Source organism: Streptococcus sp. A69 (genome assembly GCF_058556195.1).
This window is the reverse complement of the sequence record NZ_JBZUJU010000001.1, coordinates 607,583-630,327: the sequence shown is the minus strand read 5'-3', so window position 1 is coordinate 630,327 and position 22,745 is coordinate 607,583. Positions and strand designations below refer to the sequence as shown.

The 22,745-nt window shown below is 43.2% G+C and carries 21 protein-coding genes and 1 pseudogene; 20 read left to right on the top strand and 2 right to left on the bottom strand.

What is annotated here, in order from left to right; translation table 11 throughout:
• Window positions 1-42: 42 nt before the first annotated feature.
• The 7 genes from AC4ME5_RS03230 (at window position 43) to whiA (ending at window position 5,793) form a co-directional block, all read left to right on the top strand.
• Window positions 43-549 carry a dihydrofolate reductase gene (locus tag AC4ME5_RS03230; protein WP_491799893.1) on the top strand — a complete coding sequence of 169 codons (507 nt, stop codon included), beginning with the start codon at window positions 43-45 and terminating at the stop codon, window positions 547-549.
• Window positions 550-750: 201 nt separating this feature from the next.
• Window positions 751-1,983 carry an ATP-dependent Clp protease ATP-binding subunit ClpX gene (gene clpX / locus AC4ME5_RS03225; RefSeq protein WP_045592370.1) on the top strand — a complete coding sequence of 411 codons (1,233 nt, stop codon included), beginning with the start codon at window positions 751-753 and terminating at the stop codon, window positions 1,981-1,983.
• A gap of 8 nt (window positions 1,984-1,991) precedes the next feature.
• A complete protein-coding gene (gene yihA / locus AC4ME5_RS03220) occupies window positions 1,992-2,579 on the top strand; it encodes a ribosome biogenesis GTP-binding protein YihA/YsxC (RefSeq protein ID WP_049489756.1) in 588 nt (195 codons plus the stop codon).
• Between the two features lie 9 nt (window positions 2,580-2,588).
• Entirely contained in the window at window positions 2,589-2,969 is a 381-nt protein-coding gene (locus tag AC4ME5_RS03215) for a RidA family protein (protein ID WP_001140420.1), read from the top strand.
• Between the two features lie 51 nt (window positions 2,970-3,020).
• A complete protein-coding gene (gene rapZ / locus AC4ME5_RS03210; protein ID WP_000163039.1) occupies window positions 3,021-3,911 on the top strand; it encodes an RNase adapter RapZ in 891 nt (296 codons plus the stop codon).
• Window positions 3,908-4,885 carry a YvcK family protein gene (locus AC4ME5_RS03205; RefSeq protein WP_001231059.1) on the top strand — a complete coding sequence of 326 codons (978 nt, stop codon included), beginning with the start codon at window positions 3,908-3,910 and terminating at the stop codon, window positions 4,883-4,885. The genes rapZ and AC4ME5_RS03205 overlap by 4 nt, the downstream gene beginning before the upstream one ends.
• Window positions 4,882-5,793, top strand: coding sequence for a DNA-binding protein WhiA (whiA, locus tag AC4ME5_RS03200; RefSeq protein ID WP_491799889.1), 912 nt, complete (start codon window positions 4,882-4,884; stop codon window positions 5,791-5,793). The genes AC4ME5_RS03205 and whiA overlap by 4 nt, the downstream gene beginning before the upstream one ends.
• Before the next feature lie 31 nt (window positions 5,794-5,824).
• Here the strand turns inward: whiA and AC4ME5_RS03195 are convergent, their stop codons facing one another.
• On the bottom strand, window positions 5,825-6,793 hold the full coding sequence (locus tag AC4ME5_RS03195; protein WP_491799887.1) for an NAD(P)/FAD-dependent oxidoreductase: 969 nt from the start codon (window positions 6,791-6,793) through the stop codon (window positions 5,825-5,827).
• A gap of 136 nt (window positions 6,794-6,929) precedes the next feature.
• Between AC4ME5_RS03195 and cdaA the strand changes: the two genes are divergently transcribed.
• The 8 genes from cdaA (at window position 6,930) to AC4ME5_RS03155 (ending at window position 15,349) form a co-directional block, all read left to right on the top strand.
• Window positions 6,930-7,787: a diadenylate cyclase CdaA gene (gene cdaA / locus AC4ME5_RS03190; RefSeq protein ID WP_001011078.1), complete on the top strand. Its 858-nt coding sequence runs from the start codon at window positions 6,930-6,932 to the stop codon at window positions 7,785-7,787.
• Window positions 7,774-8,571: a CdaR family protein gene (locus tag AC4ME5_RS03185; RefSeq protein WP_491799885.1), complete on the top strand. Its 798-nt coding sequence runs from the start codon at window positions 7,774-7,776 to the stop codon at window positions 8,569-8,571. The genes cdaA and AC4ME5_RS03185 overlap by 14 nt, the downstream gene beginning before the upstream one ends.
• Window positions 8,572-8,601: 30 nt before the next feature.
• Window positions 8,602-9,954 carry a phosphoglucosamine mutase gene (gene glmM, locus AC4ME5_RS03180; RefSeq protein ID WP_167265693.1) on the top strand — a complete coding sequence of 451 codons (1,353 nt, stop codon included), beginning with the start codon at window positions 8,602-8,604 and terminating at the stop codon, window positions 9,952-9,954.
• 73 nt (window positions 9,955-10,027) lie between these two features.
• A complete protein-coding gene (locus tag AC4ME5_RS03175) occupies window positions 10,028-10,402 on the top strand; it encodes a DUF1149 family protein (RefSeq protein WP_001050092.1) in 375 nt (124 codons plus the stop codon).
• Window positions 10,403-10,404: 2 nt separating this feature from the next.
• Window positions 10,405-11,253: a DegV family protein gene (locus AC4ME5_RS03170; RefSeq protein ID WP_268704039.1), complete on the top strand. Its 849-nt coding sequence runs from the start codon at window positions 10,405-10,407 to the stop codon at window positions 11,251-11,253.
• Window positions 11,254-11,517: 264 nt separating this feature from the next.
• On the top strand, window positions 11,518-12,285 hold the full coding sequence (gene dapB, locus AC4ME5_RS03165; protein ID WP_268704040.1) for a 4-hydroxy-tetrahydrodipicolinate reductase: 768 nt from the start codon (window positions 11,518-11,520) through the stop codon (window positions 12,283-12,285).
• Entirely contained in the window at window positions 12,282-13,481 is a 1,200-nt protein-coding gene (locus tag AC4ME5_RS03160) for a CCA tRNA nucleotidyltransferase (RefSeq protein WP_491799881.1), read from the top strand. The genes dapB and AC4ME5_RS03160 overlap by 4 nt, the downstream gene beginning before the upstream one ends.
• Window positions 13,478-15,349 (top strand): ABC-F family ATP-binding cassette domain-containing protein, encoded by a 1,872-nt coding sequence (locus AC4ME5_RS03155; RefSeq protein WP_491799879.1) that lies wholly within the window; start codon window positions 13,478-13,480, stop codon window positions 15,347-15,349. Before AC4ME5_RS03160 ends, AC4ME5_RS03155 begins: the two co-directional genes overlap by 4 nt.
• 37 nt (window positions 15,350-15,386) lie before the next feature.
• On the opposite strand, the gene mntE is transcribed toward AC4ME5_RS03155, so the two are convergent.
• Complete coding sequence (gene mntE, locus AC4ME5_RS03150) at window positions 15,387-16,574, bottom strand: CDF family manganese efflux transporter MntE (protein WP_491799877.1); 1,188 nt, start codon at window positions 16,572-16,574, stop codon at window positions 15,387-15,389.
• A 307-nt stretch (window positions 16,575-16,881) separates the two neighbouring features.
• On the opposite strand from mntE, the gene AC4ME5_RS03145 reads away from it, so the two are divergent.
• From AC4ME5_RS03145 to yaaA, 5 genes and pseudogenes are all read left to right on the top strand, one after another.
• Window positions 16,882-19,578, top strand: coding sequence for a cation-translocating P-type ATPase (locus AC4ME5_RS03145; RefSeq protein ID WP_000032440.1), 2,697 nt, complete (start codon window positions 16,882-16,884; stop codon window positions 19,576-19,578).
• 102 nt (window positions 19,579-19,680) lie between these two features.
• Window positions 19,681-20,091, top strand: a complete 411-nt coding sequence (locus AC4ME5_RS03140) for a peptide deformylase (RefSeq protein WP_491799875.1) — start codon at window positions 19,681-19,683, stop codon at window positions 20,089-20,091.
• A gap of 11 nt (window positions 20,092-20,102) precedes the next feature.
• Window positions 20,103-21,698, top strand: a complete 1,596-nt coding sequence (locus AC4ME5_RS03135; protein WP_491799873.1) for a hypothetical protein — start codon at window positions 20,103-20,105, stop codon at window positions 21,696-21,698.
• Between the two features lie 86 nt (window positions 21,699-21,784).
• Window positions 21,785-21,915, top strand: a pseudogene (locus AC4ME5_RS03130) (DUF3953 domain-containing protein).
• A gap of 79 nt (window positions 21,916-21,994) precedes the next feature.
• Window positions 21,995-22,723, top strand: a complete 729-nt coding sequence (gene yaaA / locus AC4ME5_RS03125; RefSeq protein WP_491799871.1) for a peroxide stress protein YaaA — start codon at window positions 21,995-21,997, stop codon at window positions 22,721-22,723.
• Window positions 22,724-22,745 lie beyond the last annotated feature (22 nt).

Here is a 22,745-nt window from a genome sequence, read left to right as displayed (position 1 = left end):
GTTTTTTGATAAAATAGTAGTATCAATAAAAAGGATGGAAGCATGACAAAGAAAATCGTAGCCATTTGGGCCCAAGATGAAAAAGGTGTAATTGGTAAAGAAGACCGTCTTCCTTGGCATTTGCCAGCAGAATTACAACATTTTAAGGAAACAACTTTGAACCACGCCATCTTGATGGGACGAGTGACTTTTGATGGAATGGGGCGTCGTCTGCTTCCCAAACGCCAAACCTTGATTTTAACGCGCAATAGCGAAGAAGTCATAGATGGGGCGCTCGTATTTCAAGATGTGGAGTCTGTTTTAGCGTGGTATCAGAGTCAGGAAAAAAATCTCTATATCCTTGGCGGAAAGCAGATTTTTCAGGCTTTTGAGCCTTATTTAGATGAAATCATCGTGACACAGATTCATGCTCAGGTGGAGGGAGATACCTATTTCCCTGAGGCGTTTGACTTGTCTCGTTTTGAGACAGTAGCAAGCAAATCTTACACCCGAGATGAGAAAAACGACTATGATTTTACCATCGAATACCGAAAGAGAAAGGAAGTCTAATGGAGCGCAGTATATTTGGATTTTTTACAGCTTTTTTGTGTGTAATCTGTATTTTGACTGGAGCACAGGCTTTTCGTAAGAAGCGCTATGGACTGTCTGCCTTACTCTGGTTGAATGCTTTTACCAATCTAGTAAACAGTGTCCACGCTTTTTATATGACCTTATTTTAGATAGAATGAAAATATAGAACGGAAGGAAATCATGCCTACAAATAGGAAAAATGATATGATGGTTTATTGCTCATTTTGTGGCAAGAGCCAAGAAGAAGTAAAGAAAATAATCGCTGGGAACAACGCCTTTATCTGTAATGAATGTGTGGAGTTGGCCCAGGAAATCATTCGGGAGGAGTTGGCCGAGGAAGTTTTGGCAGACTTGTCTGAAGTACCAAAACCAATCGAACTCCTCAATATCTTAAACCACTATGTGATCGGTCAAGATCGTGCCAAACGTGCCTTGGCAGTGGCAGTTTACAACCACTACAAACGCATCAATTTCCACGATACTCGTGAAGAGTCAGAAGATGTGGATTTGCAGAAGTCAAACATTTTGATGATTGGTCCAACTGGTTCTGGGAAAACTTTCTTGGCTCAGACTTTGGCTAAGAGCTTGAATGTACCTTTTGCTATTGCAGATGCGACAGCTCTTACTGAGGCTGGGTATGTGGGTGAGGACGTGGAAAATATCCTCCTCAAACTCTTGCAGGCCGCTGACTTTAACATCGAACGTGCAGAACGTGGGATTATCTACGTGGATGAAATTGACAAGATTGCCAAGAAGAGTGAGAATGTGTCTATCACACGTGATGTTTCGGGTGAAGGGGTACAACAAGCTCTTCTCAAGATTATCGAGGGAACTGTCGCTAGCGTGCCGCCTCAAGGTGGACGCAAACATCCACAACAAGAGATGATTCAGGTGGACACTAAAAATATCCTCTTCATCGTGGGTGGTGCCTTTGATGGCATCGAAGAAATTGTTAAACAACGTCTGGGTGAAAAAGTCATCGGTTTCGGCCAAAATAACAAGGCGATTGACGAAAAAAGCTCCTACATGCAAGAAATCATCGCGGAAGATATTCAAAAATTCGGTATTATTCCTGAGTTGATTGGACGTTTGCCAGTCTTTGCTGCTCTTGAGCAATTGACGGTCGATGACTTGGTTCGCATCTTGAAAGAGCCAAGAAATGCTTTGGTGAAACAATACCAAACCTTGCTTTCTTATGATGACGTTGAATTGGAATTTGACGATGAAGCCCTTCAAGAGATTGCCAATAAGGCTATCGAACGCAAAACTGGTGCGCGTGGTCTTCGCTCGATCATTGAAGAAACCATGCTAGACGTTATGTTTGAAGTGCCAAGTCAAGAAAATGTGAAATTGGTCCGCATCACGAAAGAAGCTGTCGATGGAACGGAAAAACCAATCCTAGAAACAGCCTAGAGGTGACTATGGAAATCAATACACACAATGCTGAAATCCTGCTCAGTGCGGCAAACAAGTCCCACTATCCGCAGGATGAACTGCCAGAGATTGCCCTTGCAGGGCGTTCAAATGTCGGCAAGTCTAGCTTTATCAACACCATGTTGAACCGCAAAAATCTTGCTCGTACATCAGGAAAACCTGGGAAGACCCAGTTACTCAACTTCTTTAACATTGATGACAAGATGCGCTTTGTGGATGTACCAGGTTATGGCTATGCCCGCGTTTCCAAAAAGGAACGTGAAAAGTGGGGGCGCATGATTGAGGAGTACCTGACGACTAGGGAAAATCTCCGTGCTGTGGTCAGTCTGGTGGATTTTCGTCATGACCCGTCAGCAGATGATGTGCAGATGTACGAATTTCTCAAGTATTATGAGATTCCGGTTATCATCGTTGCGACCAAGGCGGACAAGATTCCTCGCGGTAAGTGGAACAAGCACGAATCAGCAATCAAAAAGAAATTAAACTTCGACCCAAGTGACGACTTCATCCTCTTTTCATCTGTCAGCAAGGCAGGGATGGATCAGGCTTGGGATGCAATATTAGAAAAATTGTGAGGGAAAGAAATGGCAAAAACAATTCATACAGACAAAGCTCCAAAAGCAATCGGACCTTATGTTCAAGGAAAAATCGTTGGCAATCTTTTGTTTGCGAGCGGTCAAGTTCCCCTATCTCCTGAAACTGGAGAAATTGTAGGAGAAACGATCCAAGAACAGACAGAACAAGTCTTGAAAAATATCGGTGCTATTTTGGCTGAAGCAGGAACAGACTTTGACCATGTTGTCAAAACAACTTGCTTCTTGAGCGATATGAATGACTTTGTTCCTTTTAACGAGGTTTACCAGACTGCCTTTAAAGAGGAATTTCCAGCTCGTTCAGCTGTGGAAGTTGCACGTCTTCCTCGGGATGTAAAAGTCGAAATTGAAGTGATCGCAGAGATTGGATAAGCTAGTTGAAGTTTGGCTCTGCCGAACTTTTTTTGATATAAGGAGAGATAGATGACAAAGAAACAACTTCACCTGGTGATTGTGACAGGGATGAGTGGCGCAGGGAAAACGGTAGCCATTCAGTCCTTCGAGGATTTGGGATATTTCACTATTGACAATATGCCACCAGCCCTCTTGCCAAAGTTTTTGCAGTTGGTAGAGACCAAGGATGATGACCACAAACTGGCCTTGGTTGTGGACATGCGGAGCCGTTCCTTCTTTTCAGAGATTCAGGCTGTTTTGGATGAATTGGAAAACCAAGACGATTTGGACTTCAAAATCCTCTTTTTAGACGCAGCAGATAAGGAATTGGTGGCACGCTATAAGGAAACTAGAAGAAGTCACCCTCTAGCTGCTGATGGTCGGATTTTAGATGGCATCAAGCTGGAACGCGAACTCCTAGCACCTTTGAAAAACATGAGTCAAAATGTGGTGGATACGACCGAACTCACTCCGCGTGAACTGCGTAAAACCATTGCAGAGCAATTTTCAGACCAAGAACAAGCCCAGTCTTTCCGTATCGAAGTCATGTCTTTTGGATTCAAGTATGGTATCCCGATCGATGCAGACTTGGTCTTTGATGTCCGTTTCTTGCCAAATCCATACTACCTCCCTGAACTCCGTAATCAGACAGGTGAGGATCAAGCAGTTTATGACTATGTGATGAATCATGAAGAGTCTGAAAGTTTTTATCAGCACTTACTCGCCTTGATTGAGCCCATTTTGCCAAGTTACAAAAAAGAAGGCAAGTCTGTTTTAACCATTGCAGTAGGATGTACAGGTGGACAACACCGTAGTGTTGCCTTTGCAAAACGAATCGCTGAGGACCTTGCTAAAAACTGGCCTGTCAATGAAAGCCATCGTGACAAAGACAGAAGAAAGGAAACGGTAAACCGTTCATGAGAAAACCAAAGATAACGGTAATTGGTGGAGGAACTGGTATCCCCGTCATTTTGAAAAGCTTGCGAGAAAAGGATGTTGATATCGCAGCCATCGTAACGGTAGCTGATGATGGTGGCTCTTCTGGTGAGCTAAGAAAGAATATCCAACAGCTGACACCACCAGGCGATCTTCGCAATGTTCTGGTAGCCATGTCGGATATGCCTAAATTTTATGAGAAGGTTTTTCAGTACCGTTTCTCTGAAGAGGCTGGAGCTTTTGCGGGTCATCCTCTAGGAAATATCATTATAGCAGGACTTTCTGAAATGCAAGGGTCCACTTACAATGCCATGCAGCTGCTAAGTCTCTTTTTCCACACAACAGGAAAAATCTATCCATCAAGCGATCAGCCTCTGACACTGCATGCAGTCTTTAAAGACGGTTCTGAGGTGGCAGGTGAGAGCCACATTGCAGATCATCCCGGTATGATCGACCATGTCTATGTGACCAATACCTTGGATGATGAAACACCCCAAGCCAGCCGTCGAGTGGTCAATACTATCCTCGAGAGTGATATGATCGTCTTGGGGCCTGGTTCCCTCTTTACATCGATTTTGCCAAATATTGTCATTGAGGAGATTGGGCAGGCTCTCTTGGAGACCAAGGCGGAAATCGCCTATGTCTGCAATATCATGACCCAGCGTGGGGAAACAGAGCACTTTTCAGACAGTGACCACGTGGAAGTCCTCCATCGACACTTAGGTCGACCTTTTATTGATACGGTCTTGGTTAATATCGAGAAGGTTCCTAGAGAATACATGGATACCAACCGTTTTGATGAATATTTAGTTCAGGTAGAGCATGACTTTGCTGGTCTTTGCAAACAGGTTCCTCGTGTGATTTCATCCAACTTCCTTCGTTTGGAAAATGGAGGTGCCTTCCATGATGGCGATTTGATTGTAGATGAATTGATGCGCATTATACAGGTGAGAAAATGAGTTTCACAGTTGCAGTAAAAGAAGAAATTCTTGGTCAACACCATCTCAGTCGTTATGAACTATCGGCCATCATCAAGATGTCTGGCAGTATCGGTCTCTCTACTTCAGGCCTGACCTTGTCCGTCGTGACTGAAAATGCCAAGTTAGCTCGTCATCTTTATGAGTCTTTTCTCCATTTTTATGACATCAAGTCAGAAATTCGTCACCATCAGAGAAGCAATCTTCGCAAGAATCGTGTTTACACGGTCTATACCGATGAGAGAGTGCAGGAGCTTTTAGCTGATTTGCGACTTGCGGATTCTTTCTTTGGTTTGGAGACAGGCATTGATCCTGATATTTTAGCAGATGAAGAAGCTGGACGTGCTTACTTATGTGGTGCCTTTCTGGCAAATGGCAGCATCCGAGATCCTGAGTCTGGCAAGTACCAGTTGGAGATTAGTTCCGTTTATCTAGACCATGCCCAAGGACTGGCCTCTCTCCTTCAGCAGTTTTTGCTGGACGCCAAGGTCATTGAGCGCAGGAAAGGTGCAGTTACCTATCTCCAACGGGCAGAAGACATCATGGATTTCTTGATTGTGATTGGGGCCATGCAGGCGCGTGATAATTTTGAGCGCGTCAAGATTTTACGTGAAACCCGTAATGATCTCAATCGAGCCAATAATGCCGAGACAGCTAATATCGCTCGAACGGTTTCTGCTAGTATGAAGACCATTAATAATATCAGTAAAATCAAAGATAGAATGGGTTTGGAAAATTTACCCGTGGATTTACAAGAGGTAGCACAGTTGCGGATTCAGCATCCGGACTACTCTATCCAGCAGTTGGCAGATAGCTTGAGCAATCCCCTGACCAAAAGTGGTGTCAACCACAGACTCAGAAAAATCAATAAAATAGCAGATGAATTATAAAACCACGAATCGTTGATCCGTGGTTCTTTTTTTATAAACTGGTCGAGTGTTTTGGTTGCACTTTTTGCTCTGGGTCGATGTAGTTGATGGCATTGTTAACAGCTGTTGGAGCTTCACCCAGTCCTGTCGCAATCAAATCGATCTTACCTTCATAGTAGCAGCAGTCCCCAATGGCGTAGATACCCTCTTGGCTGGATTCTTGCTTGCTATTGACGATAATCTTGTGGCGGTTGAGATCCAGACCCCAATTTTTAAGATTGCCAACAGATGATTTGAAACCATAGTTGACAAAGAGATGGTCTACTTCGATAGTTTCGGTTTCATCTGATTTGACTTTGGTGATTTCTAGTTTATCGAGTGTTTTTCCATCTCCGAGAAGTTGGCTAGGGACGAACGGTGTCTTGATAGTTACAGATGATTCTTGCAAGGCTTGCACACTATGTTCCAAGGCGCGGAAGTTATCTCTGCGGTGAACAAGGGTAGTTGGGGCAATCTTTTCAAAAGCCAGAGCCCAGTCCACAGCTGAGTCTCCCCCACCAAGGATGGTCACTTTCTTGCCAGCGTATTGCTGAATGTTGGAAACGTGGTAGTGGATATTTTCATAGTTTTCAACGCCATCTAATTCGAGCGGACGTGGTTTGAAGGCGCCACCACCCATAGCAATGATAACGGTTTTAGTCAGGTGACTTCCCTTATTGGTTGTAATGGTAAATCCTTGATCTTGTTTATTAATTTCAAGAACGGTTTCATTGAGATGAATAGGGGTATCAAAGCCGTTTAGCTGTTCAATCAAGCGATTGGTCAGCTCTTCCCCAGTTAAGTTTGGAAAACCTGGCACGTCAAGGATTTGCTTTTCAGGGTAGAGGATGGCTGGTTGACCACCGAGCTGGGGAAGGGAGTCGATGATTTGAACATTGGCTTGGCGTAGGTGGGCGTAAAAGGCAGCAAAGAGCCCGACAGGACCGCTACCTACAATGGTAATATCATAGAGTTGAGACATGATTTCTCCTTTGTTTTTTCTAATCAGTTTATTTTATCATATTTTTGCTTAATTTAAAATGAGGTAGGATAGGGAAAAAATGGGCAAAAAATGGTATAATGATGAGTAAAGTGTTTTGACAGGGAGGAGGCCAAGGATGAATTTTCAACAATTATCCAATTTACAATACTGGACGAGTTTGTTTTCAAGTCCTTGGAGTATAGTCACCAATCTGATTGATATTCTCATTGTGACTTATATTTTATATCATTTTACTAAAGCTATTGCAGGCACCAAGATTATGATATTGGTCCGTGGAGTCTTAGTTTTTATTCTAGCCCAGATTCTTTCCAATATGATTGGTTTAACGACTATTTCCTGGTTGATCAATCAGATCATCACCTACGGGGTGATTGCAGCGGTGGTTATCTTTTCACCAGAGATTCGGACTGGTTTGGAGCGATTGGGCCGGGCTACTGATTTCTTCTCCAATGCCCCTATTAGTGCAGAAGAGCAGATGGTTCGTGCATTTGTGAAATCAGTTGAATACATGAGTCCTCGTAAGATTGGGGCGCTTGTAGTGGTTCAGCGAGTAAGAACCTTGCAGGAATACATCTCGACAGGGATCCCTTTAGATGCTAAAATTTCGGCTGAATTGCTTATCAATATTTTCATTCCCAATACTCCCTTGCATGATGGTGCTGTCATTATCAAGGAAGACCGAATTGCTGTAACTTCAGCCTATCTACCCTTGACTGAAGATACCGGGATTTCCAAGGAGTTTGGAACGCGTCACAGGGCGGCGATTGGTTTGTCGGAAGTGTCAGATGCTCTTACCTTTGTGGTTTCGGAAGAAACGGGTGGAATCTCCATCACCTATAATGGAGTCTTTAAGCACGATTTGACCTTGGAAGAGTTTGAATCTGAATTGAGAAGAATCTTACTTCCAAAATCAGAGAAAAAGCAAGGTCTGAAAGAGCGCTTGCTAGGAGGATTGAAACATGAGAAAAAATAGTCTTTATATCATTTCTTCCTTCTTTTTCGCCTGCATCCTCTTTATCTATGCGACTTCTACAAACTATCAGAATAATAATAGTGCTAGACAAGTGCGGACGGAAACCTATACCAATACGGTTCTTAATGTCCCAATCGATATTCAGTACGACAGAGATCAGTATTTTATTAGTGGCTTTACATCTGAAGTGACCGTCTTTCTGACAGGGTCAAACAGAGTTGCTTTGGCGAGCGAAATGCAGGAAAGTACCCGCAAATTTAAGGTGACGGCTGATCTTTCTGATGCCAGTGTAGGAACCATCGAAGTTCCTCTAACCATTGAAAATCTTCCGAGCGGTTTGACGGCTGTTGCGACACCGCAAAAGATAACAGTGAAGGTCGGTAAAAAAGCAAAACGGGACAATGTCATTGTTGTGCCGGAGATTGACCCTAGTCAGATTGATTCTCGCGTGAAAATCGATACCGTTACTGTATCAGATGAAAAAGTAACGGTTATTAGTGATGAGGAAACCCTCTCCAAAGTAGATCGTGTCATTGCCATCTTACCGACGAGTGAACGGATAACTGGAAACTACTCGTCCTCTGTGCCTCTACAAGCAGTCGATAAAAATGGAAATGTCTTACCAAGCGTCATTATGCCGTTTGACACAACTATGAAAATTACAACAAAAACAGTATCGTCTAGCTCGAGTTCTTCGTCAAAGACCTCGTCAACGGGCTCTTCAACCAGCAGTTCGTCTTCAACGAGTTCAGAAACGAAACCAGACTCGTCTAAACAGGACTAAATAAAATAGTAGAAAAGGATGATAAATAAAATGGGTAAATATTTTGGGACCGATGGAGTCCGTGGAGAAGCAAACGTAGAATTGACGCCAGAATTGGCCTTTAAACTGGGACGTTTTGGTGGTTATGTTCTTAGCCAACATGAAACGGAAGCCCCTAAAGTCTTTGTAGGACGTGATACACGTATCTCAGGAGAAATGCTAGAATCTGCCTTGGTGGCAGGTCTTCTATCAGTAGGGATTCACGTCTACAAACTCGGTGTCCTTGCAACACCAGCAGTAGCTTATTTGGTTAAAACTGAGGGAGCTAGTGCGGGTGTCATGATTTCAGCGAGTCACAACCCAGCCCTTGATAATGGAATTAAGTTCTTTGGTGGGGATGGATTCAAACTTGATGACGAAAAAGAAGCAGAAATCGAAGCCTTGTTGGACGCTGCCGAAGACACACTTCCTCGTCCGAGTGCAGAGGGCTTGGGAACCTTGGTGGACTATCCAGAAGGTTTGCGTAAGTATGAAGGCTACCTTGTTTCAACTGGAACTCCTCTTGAGGGAATGAAAGTTGCCTTGGATACAGCCAATGGTGCAGCAGCTACAAGTGCCCGTCAGATTTTCGCTGATCTAGGTGCCCAGTTGACAGTTATTGGCGAAACACCAGATGGTCTTAATATCAACTTGAATGTGGGTTCTACACATCCAGAAGCTCTTCAAGAAGTGGTCAAAGAAAGCCAGTCAGCTATTGGTTTGGCCTTTGACGGAGATAGTGACCGTTTGATTGCTGTTGATGAAAATGGCGACATCGTCGATGGTGATAAGATCATGTACATCATCGGAAAATACCTTTCTGAAAAAGGCCAGTTGGCTCAAAACACCATCGTGACAACGGTTATGTCTAACCTTGGCTTCCATAAGGCCTTGGAGAGTGCTGGTATTAACAAGGCAGTGACTGCTGTTGGAGACCGCTATGTCGTTGAAGAAATGAGAAAATCAGGCTACAACCTTGGTGGTGAGCAATCAGGCCACGTTATCTTGATGGACTACAATACAACTGGTGATGGTCAATTATCAGCTGTTCAATTGACTAAGATCATGAAAGAAACAGGCAAGAGCTTGTCTCAACTAGCATCAGAAGTGACAATTTACCCACAAAAACTGGTCAATATCCGAGTGGAAAATGCCATGAAAGAGAAAGCCATGGAAGTACCAGCTATCAAGACAATCATCGAAAAGATGGAAGAAGAAATGGCAGGGAACGGTCGTATCCTTGTCCGCCCAAGTGGAACCGAACCTCTCTTGCGCGTTATGGCAGAGGCACCTACAACAGAAGAAGTCAATTACTATGTAGATACGATTGCTGCTGTTGTTAAAGATGAAATCGGAATTGACTAAAGCCTAGAAAACTAGATGAAATGATAAAAATGTGGTACAATTGCATAGTAAATTGTAGCAATGGGAGAGAAAAATGAATCTTAAACGAGAACAAGAATTTGTTAGCCAGTATCACTTTGATGCTCGTAACTTTGAATGGGAAAATGAAAATGGAGCTCCTGAAACCAAGGTAGACGTGAACTTTCAGTTGCTCCAACATGACCAAGAAAATCAAGTGACTTCGCTTGTCGTTATCTTGAGCTTCATGATTGTCTTTGACAAATTTGTCATCAGCGGAACGATTTCCCAAGTTAACCATGTGGAAGGTCGTATTGTCAACGAACCAAGCGAATTTAACCAAGAAGAAGTCGAAACCTTGGCACGTCCATGTTTGAACATGCTCAATCGTTTGACGTATGAAGTAACAGAAATCGCCTTGGATCTTCCAGGGATCAATTTGGAGTTTTAGTCATGAAATTAGCTGTCATTACAGATTCTTCAGCCTATTTAGAGGAGAAGACGCTGCAAAGAGAGAATCTTTTTATCTTGGATATTCCTGTCAATATTGATGGAGAGGAGTATGTTGAAGGTGTCAATCTGACTGCTGAGGAATTTTATCAAAAAATGGCTCAGTCTGTAGAATTGCCTAAAACTAGTCAACCAAGTATTGCCAAATTGGATGAGACTCTATGTTCCTTGAAAGAAGAGGGTTATACCCATGTCTTGGGCCTTTTCCTTTCGTCAGGAATTTCAGGCTTTTATCAGAATATCCAATACCTGTTGGACGAGTATGAAGGTTTGACCATTGCCTTTCCGGATACCCATATCACAAGTGATCCTCTAGGATTTATGGTAGAGAGTGCCTTTGAATGGGCAGAAAAAGGCGATGATTTTACTCAGATTCAGGAGAAATTGGCTATCCAAATCGCTGACAACTCGGCCTTTATCATAGTAGACGACCTTGATCACTTGGTTAAGGGAGGACGTCTGTCAAATGGTGCAGCCATCCTAGGAAATCTCCTCAGTATCAAGCCTATCCTCTATTTTAATGACCAAGGAGTGATTGAAGTTTACGAAAAAGTTCGTACAGAAAAGAAAGCAATTAAACGTTTGGTGGAAATCATCAAGGAGTTGACAAAAGATGGGAACTACCGTATCACAGTCATCCATGGGAACGCTCCTCAAAAGGCAGCGGATTTACGTCAGCTTTTGATGGAGAGTGGTGTGACTGCTGAAATTCCAATTGAAACCTTTGGTAGTGTCATTGGGACCCACCTTGGAGAAGGTAGCATCGCCTTGAGCTATACACCAATCGTCTAAATTGTTCTTGCAGACTTTGTGTCTTAGAAATTGAACACGACCTACCTGCCTCTTGAAAAAAGATGCCTGTCTTGCCTTTCGTAGAAAGTCAGCGCCATTCCCTATTTTTCATGGGCAGCTAACGTCCTTTGTATCTTGATAATTGAACACGCCTGGAACCCTGTGTGAAAAAGATAGTTCTTCCAAGGAGTAGACACTCCTTGATCAGAACACCTATTTTCACTTTGTGTTCTTACAGGCTTTGTATCTTAGACAGGAGTAGAGATGAGTATTCGAGTAATTATTGCCGGTTTTAAGGGAAAGATGGGCCAAGCTGCTTGTCAGATGGTCTTGGCTGATCCAGACTTGGACTTGGTCGCAGTTTTGGATCCTTTTGAGTCTGAGTCAGAGTGGCAGGGGATTCCTGTCTTCAATGATAAGGCTGACTTGGCTGGTGTTGAAGCGGATGTTTGGGTAGATTTTACTACACCAGCCGTTGCCTACGAAAATACACGCTTTGCTCTTGAAAATGGCTTTGCTCCTGTCGTAGGAACAACAGGATTCACTAGTGAAGAAATTGCAGAACTAAAAGCATTTTCCCGTGAACAAGATTTGGGTGGCTTGATTGCCCCTAACTTTGCCATGGGGGCTGTCTTGCTTATGCAATTTGCGACGCAGGCTGCCAAATATTTCCCAAATGTGGAGATTATCGAGCTCCATCATGACAAGAAAAAAGATTCTCCGAGCGGAACAGCTATTAAAACGGCTGAGCTGATGGCGGAAGTGCGAGAGTCTATCCAACAAGGTGCGCCTGATGAGGAAGAATTGATTGCAGGTGCCCGTGGTGCTGACTTTGATGGCATGCGGATCCACTCGGTTCGTCTACCAGGCTTGGTAGCCCATCAGGAAGTCATCTTTGGCAATCAGGGAGAAGGATTGACCCTCCGTCATGACTCCTATGATCGCAGCTCCTTCATGACAGGGGTGAATTTGGGAATCAAAGAAGTTGTCAAGCGTCATGAGCTTGTCTATGGATTAGAACACTTATTATGAGATTAACACAAATGCCTTCTGAATTTCAGAAGGCTTTACCAGTATTAGAAAAAATTAAAGAAGCAGGTTTTGAAGCCTATTTTGTTGGGGGCTCTGTTCGAGATGCCCTCCTCCATCGTCCCATCCATGATGTGGATATTGCGACCTCTTCCTATCCAGAGGAGACCAAGCGGATATTCTCCCGCACAGCCGATATTGGAATCGAGCACGGAACTGTTTTAGTTTTAGATGGGGACGAGGAATATGAAGTGACGACCTTTCGGACCGAAGATGTCTATGTGGACTACCGTAGACCCAGTGCGGTTTCCTTTGTGCGTTCGCTAGAAGAAGACCTCAAGCGCCGTGATTTCACAGTCAATGCCTTCGCTTTGGATGAGACAGGTGAAATCATTGACTTGTTCCATGGTTTAGAAGATTTGGAAAACCAAGTCTTGCGAGCAGTTGGAGTGGCTAGTGAGCGTTTCAACGAAGATGCTTTGCGGATTATGCGTGGTTTCCGTTTTCAGGCCAGTCTCGGTTTTAAACTTGAGTCAGAAACTTTTGAGGCGATGAAGACTTTGACGCCGCTTTTGGAGAAAATTTCTGTAGAGCGCACCTTCGTTGAGTTTGATAAACTCTTGCTGGCACCTTTTTGGCGAGTTGGTCTGGCTTCCATGATTGAAAGTCAAGCTTATGACTATCTTCCAGATATGGCAGGAAGCCAAGACAAGCTCAACGGACTGTTTGATTTAGAGGCTGATCTCACTTTTGAATCCTCTGAACAAGCCTGGGCGGCTCTATTGTGGGCTTTGGAGATTAAAGATGCACAGCCATTTTTGAAAGCTTGGAAAACCTCACGCCAGTTTGCTAAGCAGGTTCAGGATTTGCTGACTATTTTGACTTTGCGAGAAGAAGGAGAGCTGAGCAAGCGTGATTGTTACCGCTTTGACTTGGATTCCCTTCTACAAGCTGAAAGTCTTCGTCAGGCCCAAGGAAAGGAAGTCAACCCACAAGCCATCAAAGAAACTTACCATAGTTTGACCATTCATGACAAGAAAGAAATTCAGATTAACGGTGGAATTTTGATTAAGGAATATGGTTACCAGCCAGGACCAGACTTGGGAGAGATTTTAACAAAGATTGAGTTTGCCATTGTCGATGGAGAATTGGAAAATGATCGTCAAGCAATCCATGCTTACCTGAGGGAGAAAAAATGAGTGATTTTATCGTTGAAAAACTAAGCAAATCCGTTGGTGACAAGACCGTTTTTAAGGATATTTCTTTTATCATCCATGACTTGGACAGAATCGGTCTGATAGGTGTCAATGGGACTGGTAAGACCACCCTTTTAGACGTCCTTTCTGGCGTTTCTGGCTTTGATGGGGATGTCAGTCCTTTTTCAGCTAAGAATGACTACAAGATTGGCTACTTGACACAGGATCCTGATTTTGATGATAGCAAGACGGTCTTGGATACGGTTCTCTCCAGCGACCTCAAGGAAATCCAGTTGATTCGTGAGTATGAGTTGATCATGCTCAACTACAGTGAGGACAAGCAGGCTCGTTTGGAACGCGTCATGGCTGAGATGGACTCTCTCCAAGCTTGGGAAATCGAGAGTCAGGTCAAGACCGTTCTCAGTAAGTTGGGTATTCAGGACTTGTCCACTCCAGTTGGGGAACTGTCAGGCGGTCTGAGAAGACGGGTTCAGTTGGCGCAAGTTCTCCTAGGAAACCACGACCTCTTGCTTCTGGACGAGCCGACCAATCACCTGGACATTGCGACCATCGAGTGGCTGACCCTCTTTTTGAAAAATTCCAAGAAGACAGTTCTCTTTATCACCCATGATCGCTATTTCCTAGACGCTTTATCAACACGGATTTTCGAATTGGATCGCGCAGGATTGACCGAGTATCAAGGAAATTATCAGGACTATGTTCGCCTCAAGGCAGAACAAGATGAGCGTGATGCAGCACTTCTCCACAAAAAAGAACAACTCTATAAGCAAGAATTAGCCTGGATGCGCAGACAACCGCAAGCGCGTGCGACCAAGCAGCAGGCTCGGATCAATCGTTTCCACGACTTGAAAAAGGAAGTTTCAGATAATCCTACTGAGTCAGACTTAACCATGAACTTTGAGACCAGTCGGATTGGTAAGAAGGTCATCGAGTTTAAAGATGTTTCCTTCGCTTATGAGAACAAGCCGATTTTACAAGATTTTAACCTCTTGGTGCAGGCCAAAGACCGTATCGGTATCGTTGGTGACAACGGTGTTGGAAAATCCACCCTGCTTAATCTGATTGCAGGAAGTCTTGAGCCGACAGCAGGTCGAGTTGTGATTGGGGAAACCGTTCGTATCGCCTATTTCTTTCAACAAATCGAAGGCTTGGATGAAAGCAAAAGGGTCATCAATTATCTGCAGGAAGTAGCAGAAGAGGTCAAGACTAGCGGTGGTTCTACGACTTCCATCGCTGAGTTGCTAGAGCAGTTCCTCTTTCCGCGTTCGACGCATGGAACCTTGATTGAGAAATTGTCTGGTGGCGAGAAAAAACGCCTCTATCTTCTCAAATTGCTTTTGGAAAAACCAAATGTTCTTCTCTTGGATGAGCCGACCAATGACTTGGATATTGCGACCTTGACAGTTTTGGAGAATTTCTTGCAGAGCTTTGCAGGGCCAGTATTGACAGTTAGCCACGACCGTTATTTCCTGGATAAGGTAGCGACCAAGATTCTCGCTTTTGAGGATGGCAAGATTCGTCCTTTCTTTGGTCATTATACTGACTATCTTGATGAAAAAGTCTTTGAAACAGAGATGGCCAATCAAGTGCAAAAAGTTGAAAAGGAAAAAGTCGTCAAGGTTCGAGAAGACAAGAAACGCATGACTTACCAAGAAAAGCAGGAGTGGGCAAGCATTGAAGGCGATATTGAAGCCTTGGAAAATCGTATCACTGCTATTGAAGAGGAAATGCAGGCCAATGGTTCTGACTTTGGTAAACTGGCTACTCTTCAAAAAGAACTGGATGAGAAAAACGAGGCACTTCTTGAAAAATACGAACGCTATGAATATCTAAGTGAGTTTGATAGTTAGGTGAATAGAAAAATCCTGTCATTACGACAGGATTTTTCTATTCTTCTTTTTTGGTTTCTTGATGAAAGATATTTTGCCAAGTCTCATGGCGACGCCAGATACTGGTATGGATGATACCATCTAACACATAGCAAATGAGCTTGGTTTTCTGACTAATGGAGGTAATCTGAATGTCCTTAATTGCAGCTTTAAGTTCTTTTTCAGCCTTATAGGCCTCTTTATCCATCTGCTCTCCATCTTGACGGATATAGATAAAGTCCTCAGCAAGGAGTTCTTCTAGTTGGTTTCCTTGGTCAATCAATTGCTCGCGCATGAGTAGTTTTTTGTAGACATTGTCTAAAATTTCATCTTCAGGTATAGGAGCAGGTTCGATATGGACATCGGTGTCAAATACTCCAAAACGCTCTTCTAGCATGGATTCGACCTGGTCTGCAATTTCGTGACTTTCATAGACTGATAAATCAGGATTCATCTCCAGCGTGATATCAAGGTAGATATTGCTACCATAGGTACGCCCTCTTTGGGACTTGACCTTACTAATCTTTGGAATTTCCATTATGGCCTTTTGGTAGTCTTCTAGTAGCTGATCATCAAAACCATCTGAAAGACTGAAGGACGATTCGATAAAGATATCATAGGCTGTCTTTAAGATAAAGAAAGTGATGATGATAGCGACTAATTTATCCACAATCGGATAATTAAAACTGCTGGCTAGGATAGCAATGGAAGTACCAAGCGAGGTGACTGCATCGGAAAGATTATCTTTAGCTGCTGCCTTTAGAGCTTTGGATTTGGATTTCTTACTGAGGCGTGTGTTATAGAGATAAACGACAAACATAACCGCTGCAGAAATGATTCCTAGAAATGCTCCCAGAGGATCGATAATCGTTTGTTCCCGACTGAGAATTTTCTGAATGGTATCCCGAAGCACATCAAAGCCAACGTAGAACATGATGATGGAAGTGATCAAACTAGCTAAATCTTCAATCTTCCAGTGTCCAAAGCGGTGGTCACGGTCTGCAGGCTGGCGAGCCATCCGAATGCCAATCAGAAGAGCAACATTTCCGATAATATCGGATACGTTATTGAAACCATCCGCTACCAAACTGGATGAATGAAGTAGATGACCAGTTGCTAATTTTGCCGCAGACAAGAATAAGTAGGTCGAGATACTGATAATGGCACCACGCTCAGCTAACTTGAGATTTGAGATTGATTGTTTCATCAAACTTCCTTTTCAGTATAAGTAATATTCTTTCATTATACTGGTTTTTGCGGGAAAATTCAAATTTAGTCCACCTTCATCGAATTTTAATGATTGAAAACTTTTCAAATTTTGATATAATAGTACTACTCAAGGGAGTAGCTGGCAGAAACCTGTGATAGTGTCGTCATTCCGAATTGTGTACTGCAAAGTATACCTTCCGGCCCTATCTTAAACAGCGAGACTTGTTATGATTAACAAGTCTCTTTTTGTTTGTCATAAAACAAAAAGAGAACTTGTTTTGCACACAATGTCAAGGAGGAGACGCATGTCAAAAGAACAAAAACGCCAAGCGTTTTATACTCAAAGTCCTGAAGAGGTCTTGAAGTCAGTTGAAGCAACTGAGCAAGGCCTTTCGTCAAGCGAAGTGCAAAAACGCCTAGCTGAATATGGACGCAATGAACTGGAAGAGGGTGAGAAAAAATCTCTCTTGGTTAAATTCATTGAACAGTTTAAGGATTTGATGATTATCATCCTAATTGCTGCAGCTATCTTATCAGTCATAACTTCTGGTGGGGAAGATATCGCAGATGCCATCATTATCCTAGCCGTGGTTATCATCAACGCTGCCTTTGGTGTTTACCAAGAAGGAAAAGCAGAAGAAGCTATCAAGGCCCTCAAGTCTATGTCCAGTCCAGCTGCTCGCGTTATTCGTGATGGGCACATGGCAGAGATTGATTCCAAAGAATTGGTACCAGGTGATATCGTTGCTCTTGAAGCAGGTGACGTCGTACCAGCAGACCTACGTTTGCTAGAAGCCAACTCTCTTAAAATCGAAGAAGCAGCTCTAACAGGTGAGTCTGTTCCAGTTGAAAAAGACTTGACAGTCGAGCTTGCTGCAGATGCTGGTATTGGTGACCGTGTCAATATGGCCTTCCAAAACTCAAACGTGACTTATGGTCGTGGTCTTGGTGTTGTTGTCAATACAGGTATGTATACTGAAGTGGGTCATATCGCTGGCATGCTCCAAGATGCTGATGAGACGGATACACCTCTTAAACAAAACTTGAACAACCTTTCTAAGGTCTTAACCTATGCAATTTTGGTTATTGCCCTTGTTACTTTTGTAGTTGGAGTCTTCATCCAAGGAAAAGATCCACTTGGTGAGTTGATGACCTCTGTTGCGCTTGCTGTTGCAGCCATCCCAGAAGGACTTCCTGCTATCGTGACCATCGTTCTTGCCCTTGGTACTCAAGTTTTGGCAAAACGAAACTCTATCGTTCGTAAGTTGCCAGCAGTTGAAACGCTTGGTTCGACTGAGATCATCGCTTCTGATAAGACTGGTACACTTACTATGAACAAGATGACAGTCGAAAAAGTCTTCTACGATGCAGTCCTACATGATTCTGCTGATGACATTGAACTTGGCTTGGACATGCCACTACTTCGTTCAGTTGTCTTGGCTAATGATACCAAGATTGATGCTGAGGGAAACCTGATTGGTGATCCAACCGAAACAGCCTTCATCCAGTATGCCTTGGACAAGGGCTATGATGTTAAAGAGTTCTTAGAGAAATATCCTCGTGTAGCTGAATTGCCGTTTGACTCAGATCGTAAACTCATGTCAACGGTTCATCCATTGCCAGATGGTAAATTCCTCGTAGCAGTCAAAGGGGCTCCAGATCAACTTTTGAAACGTTGTGTTGCTCGTGACAAGGCTGGAGATATTGCTCCGATTGATGAGAAAGTCACTGAATTAATCCATACAAACAACTCTGACATGGCTCACCAAGCTTTGCGTGTCCTTGCAGGTGCTTATAAGATTATTGACAGCATTCCAGAAAACCTCATTTCTGAAGAGCTTGAAAACAACTTGATCTTTACTGGTTTGATTGGGATGATTGACCCTGAACGTGCCGAAGCAGCAGAAGCCGTTCGTGTGGCTAAAGAAGCAGGAATCCGTCCAATCATGATCACTGGTGACCACCAAGACACAGCGGAAGCCATTGCCAAACGTCTGGGAATCATTGATGAAAAAGATACGGCGGACCATGTTCTGACAGGTGCGGAATTGAACGAACTTTCAGATGAAGAATTTGAAAAAGTCGTTGGTCAATACTCTGTTTACGCGCGTGTATCTCCAGAACACAAGGTTCGTATCGTGAAAGCTTGGCAAAATCAAGGTAAGGTCGTTGCCATGACAGGTGATGGTGTTAATGATGCGCCAGCTCTGAAAACAGCTGATATCGGTATCGGTATGGGAATAACTGGTACAGAGGTTTCTAAGGGGGCTTCTGATATGATTCTTGCGGATGACAACTTTGCGACCATTATCGTCGCAGTTGAAGAAGGACGTAAGGTCTTCTCAAACATTCAAAAGACTATTCAGTATCTTCTTTCTGCCAATACGGCTGAGGTATTAACCATCTTCCTGTCAACCTTGTTTGGTTGGGATGTCCTACAGCCAGTTCATCTCTTGTGGATTAACTTGGTAACGGATACCTTCCCAGCTATTGCTCTCGGTGTTGAGCCAGCTGAGCCAGGTGTTATGACCCACAAACCACGTGGACGCAAGTCAAGCTTCTTCTCAGGTGGGGTCATGAGTTCCATCATCTATCAAGGTCTCCTTCAAGGTGCCCTTGTTCTGGCTGTTTATGGTCTTGCCCTTCTTTACCCAGTTCATGTGGGTGACAATCAAGCTATCCACGCTGATGCTCTTACTATGGCCTTTGCAACACTTGGTTTGATCCAGCTCTTCCATGCCTACAATGTAAAATCTGTTTACCAGTCTATTTTGACTGTTGGTCCATTTAAATCTAAAACTTTCAACTGGTCAATCTTGGTTTCATTTATTTTACTAGCATCAACTATTGTTATCGACCCATTAGAAAGCATCTTCCACGTAACCAAACTAGACTTGTCACAATGGGCCATTGTTCTGGCTGGAAGCTTCTCAATGATACTTATCGTAGAAATCGTTAAGTTTGTTCAACGTAAACTTGGTCTTGATAAGAACGCGATTTAAAAAGAAAGTCATCTTCGGATGGCTTTTTTGCATTTGAGGAGAATAGTTAGGAGTTATCCACTTTTATGCTATAATAAAGTAAAATGGCAAGGAGTGAAAGAAATGGAAAAGAAAATTGTCCGAGATGTCTTATTCCTATCGCAAGTTTCGAAAGCTGCAAGTCAGGAAGACCTTTATCTGGCTAGAGATTTACAGGATACCCTGCTAGCCAATCGCGAGACCTGTGTTGGTCTGGCGGCTAATATGATTGGGGTGCAGAAGCGTGTCATTATCTTTAATCTTGGCTTGGTTCCTATGGTCATGTTTAATCCCGTTCTCCTTTCCTTTAATGGACCTTACGAGACAGAGGAAGGGTGTTTGTCCTTGACTGGGGTACGGCCAACGACTCGTTATGAAACGATTGCGGTTTCCTATCGCGATAGCAAGTGGCAGGAACAGACCATTACACTGACAGGTTTTCCAGCTCAGATCTGCCAACATGAACTGGATCATTTGGAAGGACGGATTATTTAGGAGGAACTCAGATGAAACGCATACTTTTTGAACTTGTTTTTATCGCAACGACTTGGTATATCTTTTTGCCGCCACTTAATCTTACTAGTTGGGAATTTATCTTTTTCCTATGTGGGCATCTGGTGGTGATGGGTATTTTGTTTAGTTTCCGAAAGGATACCAATCTCCTCAAGACGGTTCACGTACGTCATGGAAAGGTTGCCAACGAACTCAATCTAGAAGGGCTTCATTTTAATAAATTAGGTGGAGGATTGTTGCTGGCTGCAGGCCTTATCTTTGCCCTTGCTGGTCTGGTAAGCCTAGTGACCTCTAGCTTTTTCCAAGCAAAAAACTATGCTAATGTGGTGTCTATCACAGAAAAAGACTTTAAAGATTTTCCTAAGAGTGATACCAGTAAGGTTCCAATCCTAGATCGGAGCACTGCAGAAAAGATTGGAGACCGTTATCTAGGCTCGCTGACGGATAAGGTCTCCCAGTACGTAGCAGCAGATACTTATACCCAGCTGACGGTTGATGGCAAACCCTATCGGGTGACACCTTTGGAGTATGCCGACCCGATCAAATGGTTTAATAATCAGTCCAAGGGAATTGGCGAGTATATCAAGGTTGATATGGTGACAGGGAACGCTGAATTGGTAGACTTGAAAACACCGATGAAGTATTCAGACTCCGAGTATTTTAACCGAGACGTCAAACGTCATCTTCGGATCAAGTACCCAACCAAGATTTTTAAAACGCCATCCTTTGAGGTGGATGATGAAGGCAATCCCTTCTATGTAGCAACCGTTTATCAAAAGCAGTTTGGTCTAGGAGTACCTCGTCCTTCATCGGTTATTATCTTAGACGCTACCAATGGAGAAACCAAGGAATACAGCTTGGATGAAGTGCCAGAATGGGTGGATCGTGTCTACCCAGCTGAAGAAACTATCGAGCAAATCAACTACAACGGCAAGTATAAAGACGGCTTCTGGAATGCCTTGATTTCTAAGAAAAACGTTACCCAAACGACCGAGGGCTATAACTATCTTTCTATCGGAAATGACATTTATCTCTACACAGGGGTCACTTCAGCAAATGCTGACGAAAGTAATCTAGGATTTATCCTTGAAAATATGCGAACTGGTGAAATCACCAAGTACAATCTAGCTTCAGCAACCGAAGAATCTGCCCGTGCTTCGGCTGAGGGAGCAGTGCAAGAGAAGGCCTACAAGGCTACCTTCCCTATCCTTGTCAATCTCAATGACAAGCCTCTTTATATCATGGGCTTGAAGGACAATGCAGGCTTGGTCAAGGAGTATGCATTGGTCGATGCCGTGGAGTACCAAAACGTCATCGTAGCAACTACGGTAGATGAACTCCTCAGCAAATATGCCAATAAAAACGACCTCGACCTGGATAATGAAACGGCAGAAAGTATCAAGGGAGTGGTTTCAGATCTTAAATCAGCTGTTATCAAGGGGGATACTGTCTACTTCTTTAAAGTTGATGGCAAAATCTACAAGGTCAAGGCCTCCGTATCAGACGACCTTCCTTACCTTGAAAATGGCCAATCCTTCGAAGGTAAAGTTGGAAAAGATAATTATCTCAAGACCTTTAAAGTACAATAATACTCTTCGAAAATCAAATTCAAACTACGTCAGCGTCGCCTTGCCGTACTCAAGTACAGCCTGCGGCTAGCTTCCTAGTTTGCTCTTTGATTTTCATTGAGTATAAAAATAGGTTTTCTCAGTTCAAGGAGAAAAAAGATAAATTCTTATCTATCTTAACAAGCTTAGCTGGACAGCCCTTGTTCTCGCGGCTATCTGGTTAGGATGGCCAAAATAAACAGAGAAACCTCGGTGTGAACCGAGGTTTTTAAGATGAAATTCTTGGTCGTGGTTGAAAAATATGCTATACTAACAATATGAAAATTTTAATCCCAACAGCAAAAGAAATGAACACCAAAATCCTTAGTTTAGATGCGTATCCATTGCGTCCCGAAAGTCAGGCAGTCCTTGATGAACTAGCGACTTACTCTACTCAAGAACTAGAGAAGTTTTACAAAATCTCTGCCGAAAAAGCGCAAGAGGAATATGAACGCATCCAAGCCTTAAAAGAACAAAGAGCCAAAAACTATCCAGCTTTGAAACTCTTTGATGGTCTTATGTATCGCCACATCAAACGAGATGAGTTGACTGAGACTGAACAAGCCTATCTGGAAGATCATGTTTTAATTACATCAGCTTTGTATGGCGTTTTTCCAGCTCTATCTCCAATAGCTCCTCACCGTTTGGACTTCTTGATGAAGTTAAAAGTCACTGGTAAGACTTTAAAGAGTCATTGGAAGTCAGCCTACGATGAGGCGCTAGAGGATGAGGACTTGATATTTTCTCTCTTGTCATCAGAGTTTGAAACAGTATTTTCTAAGGAAATCAGAGAAAAGATGGTGACCTTCAAATTTATGGAGGACAAGGCTGGTCAGCTGAAGATTCACTCAACCATTTCCAAGAAAGCGCGTGGGGCTTTTTTGACAGCCTTGATAGAAGGGCAAGTTCAAACAGTCGAACAAACTCGTAAGCTCCGCTTCGCCGGCTTTGAATACCAACCTGATTTATCAAGTGACTTAGAACTCGTCTTTGTGAAACAAGCATAAAACCAGCTCGAATGAGCTGGTT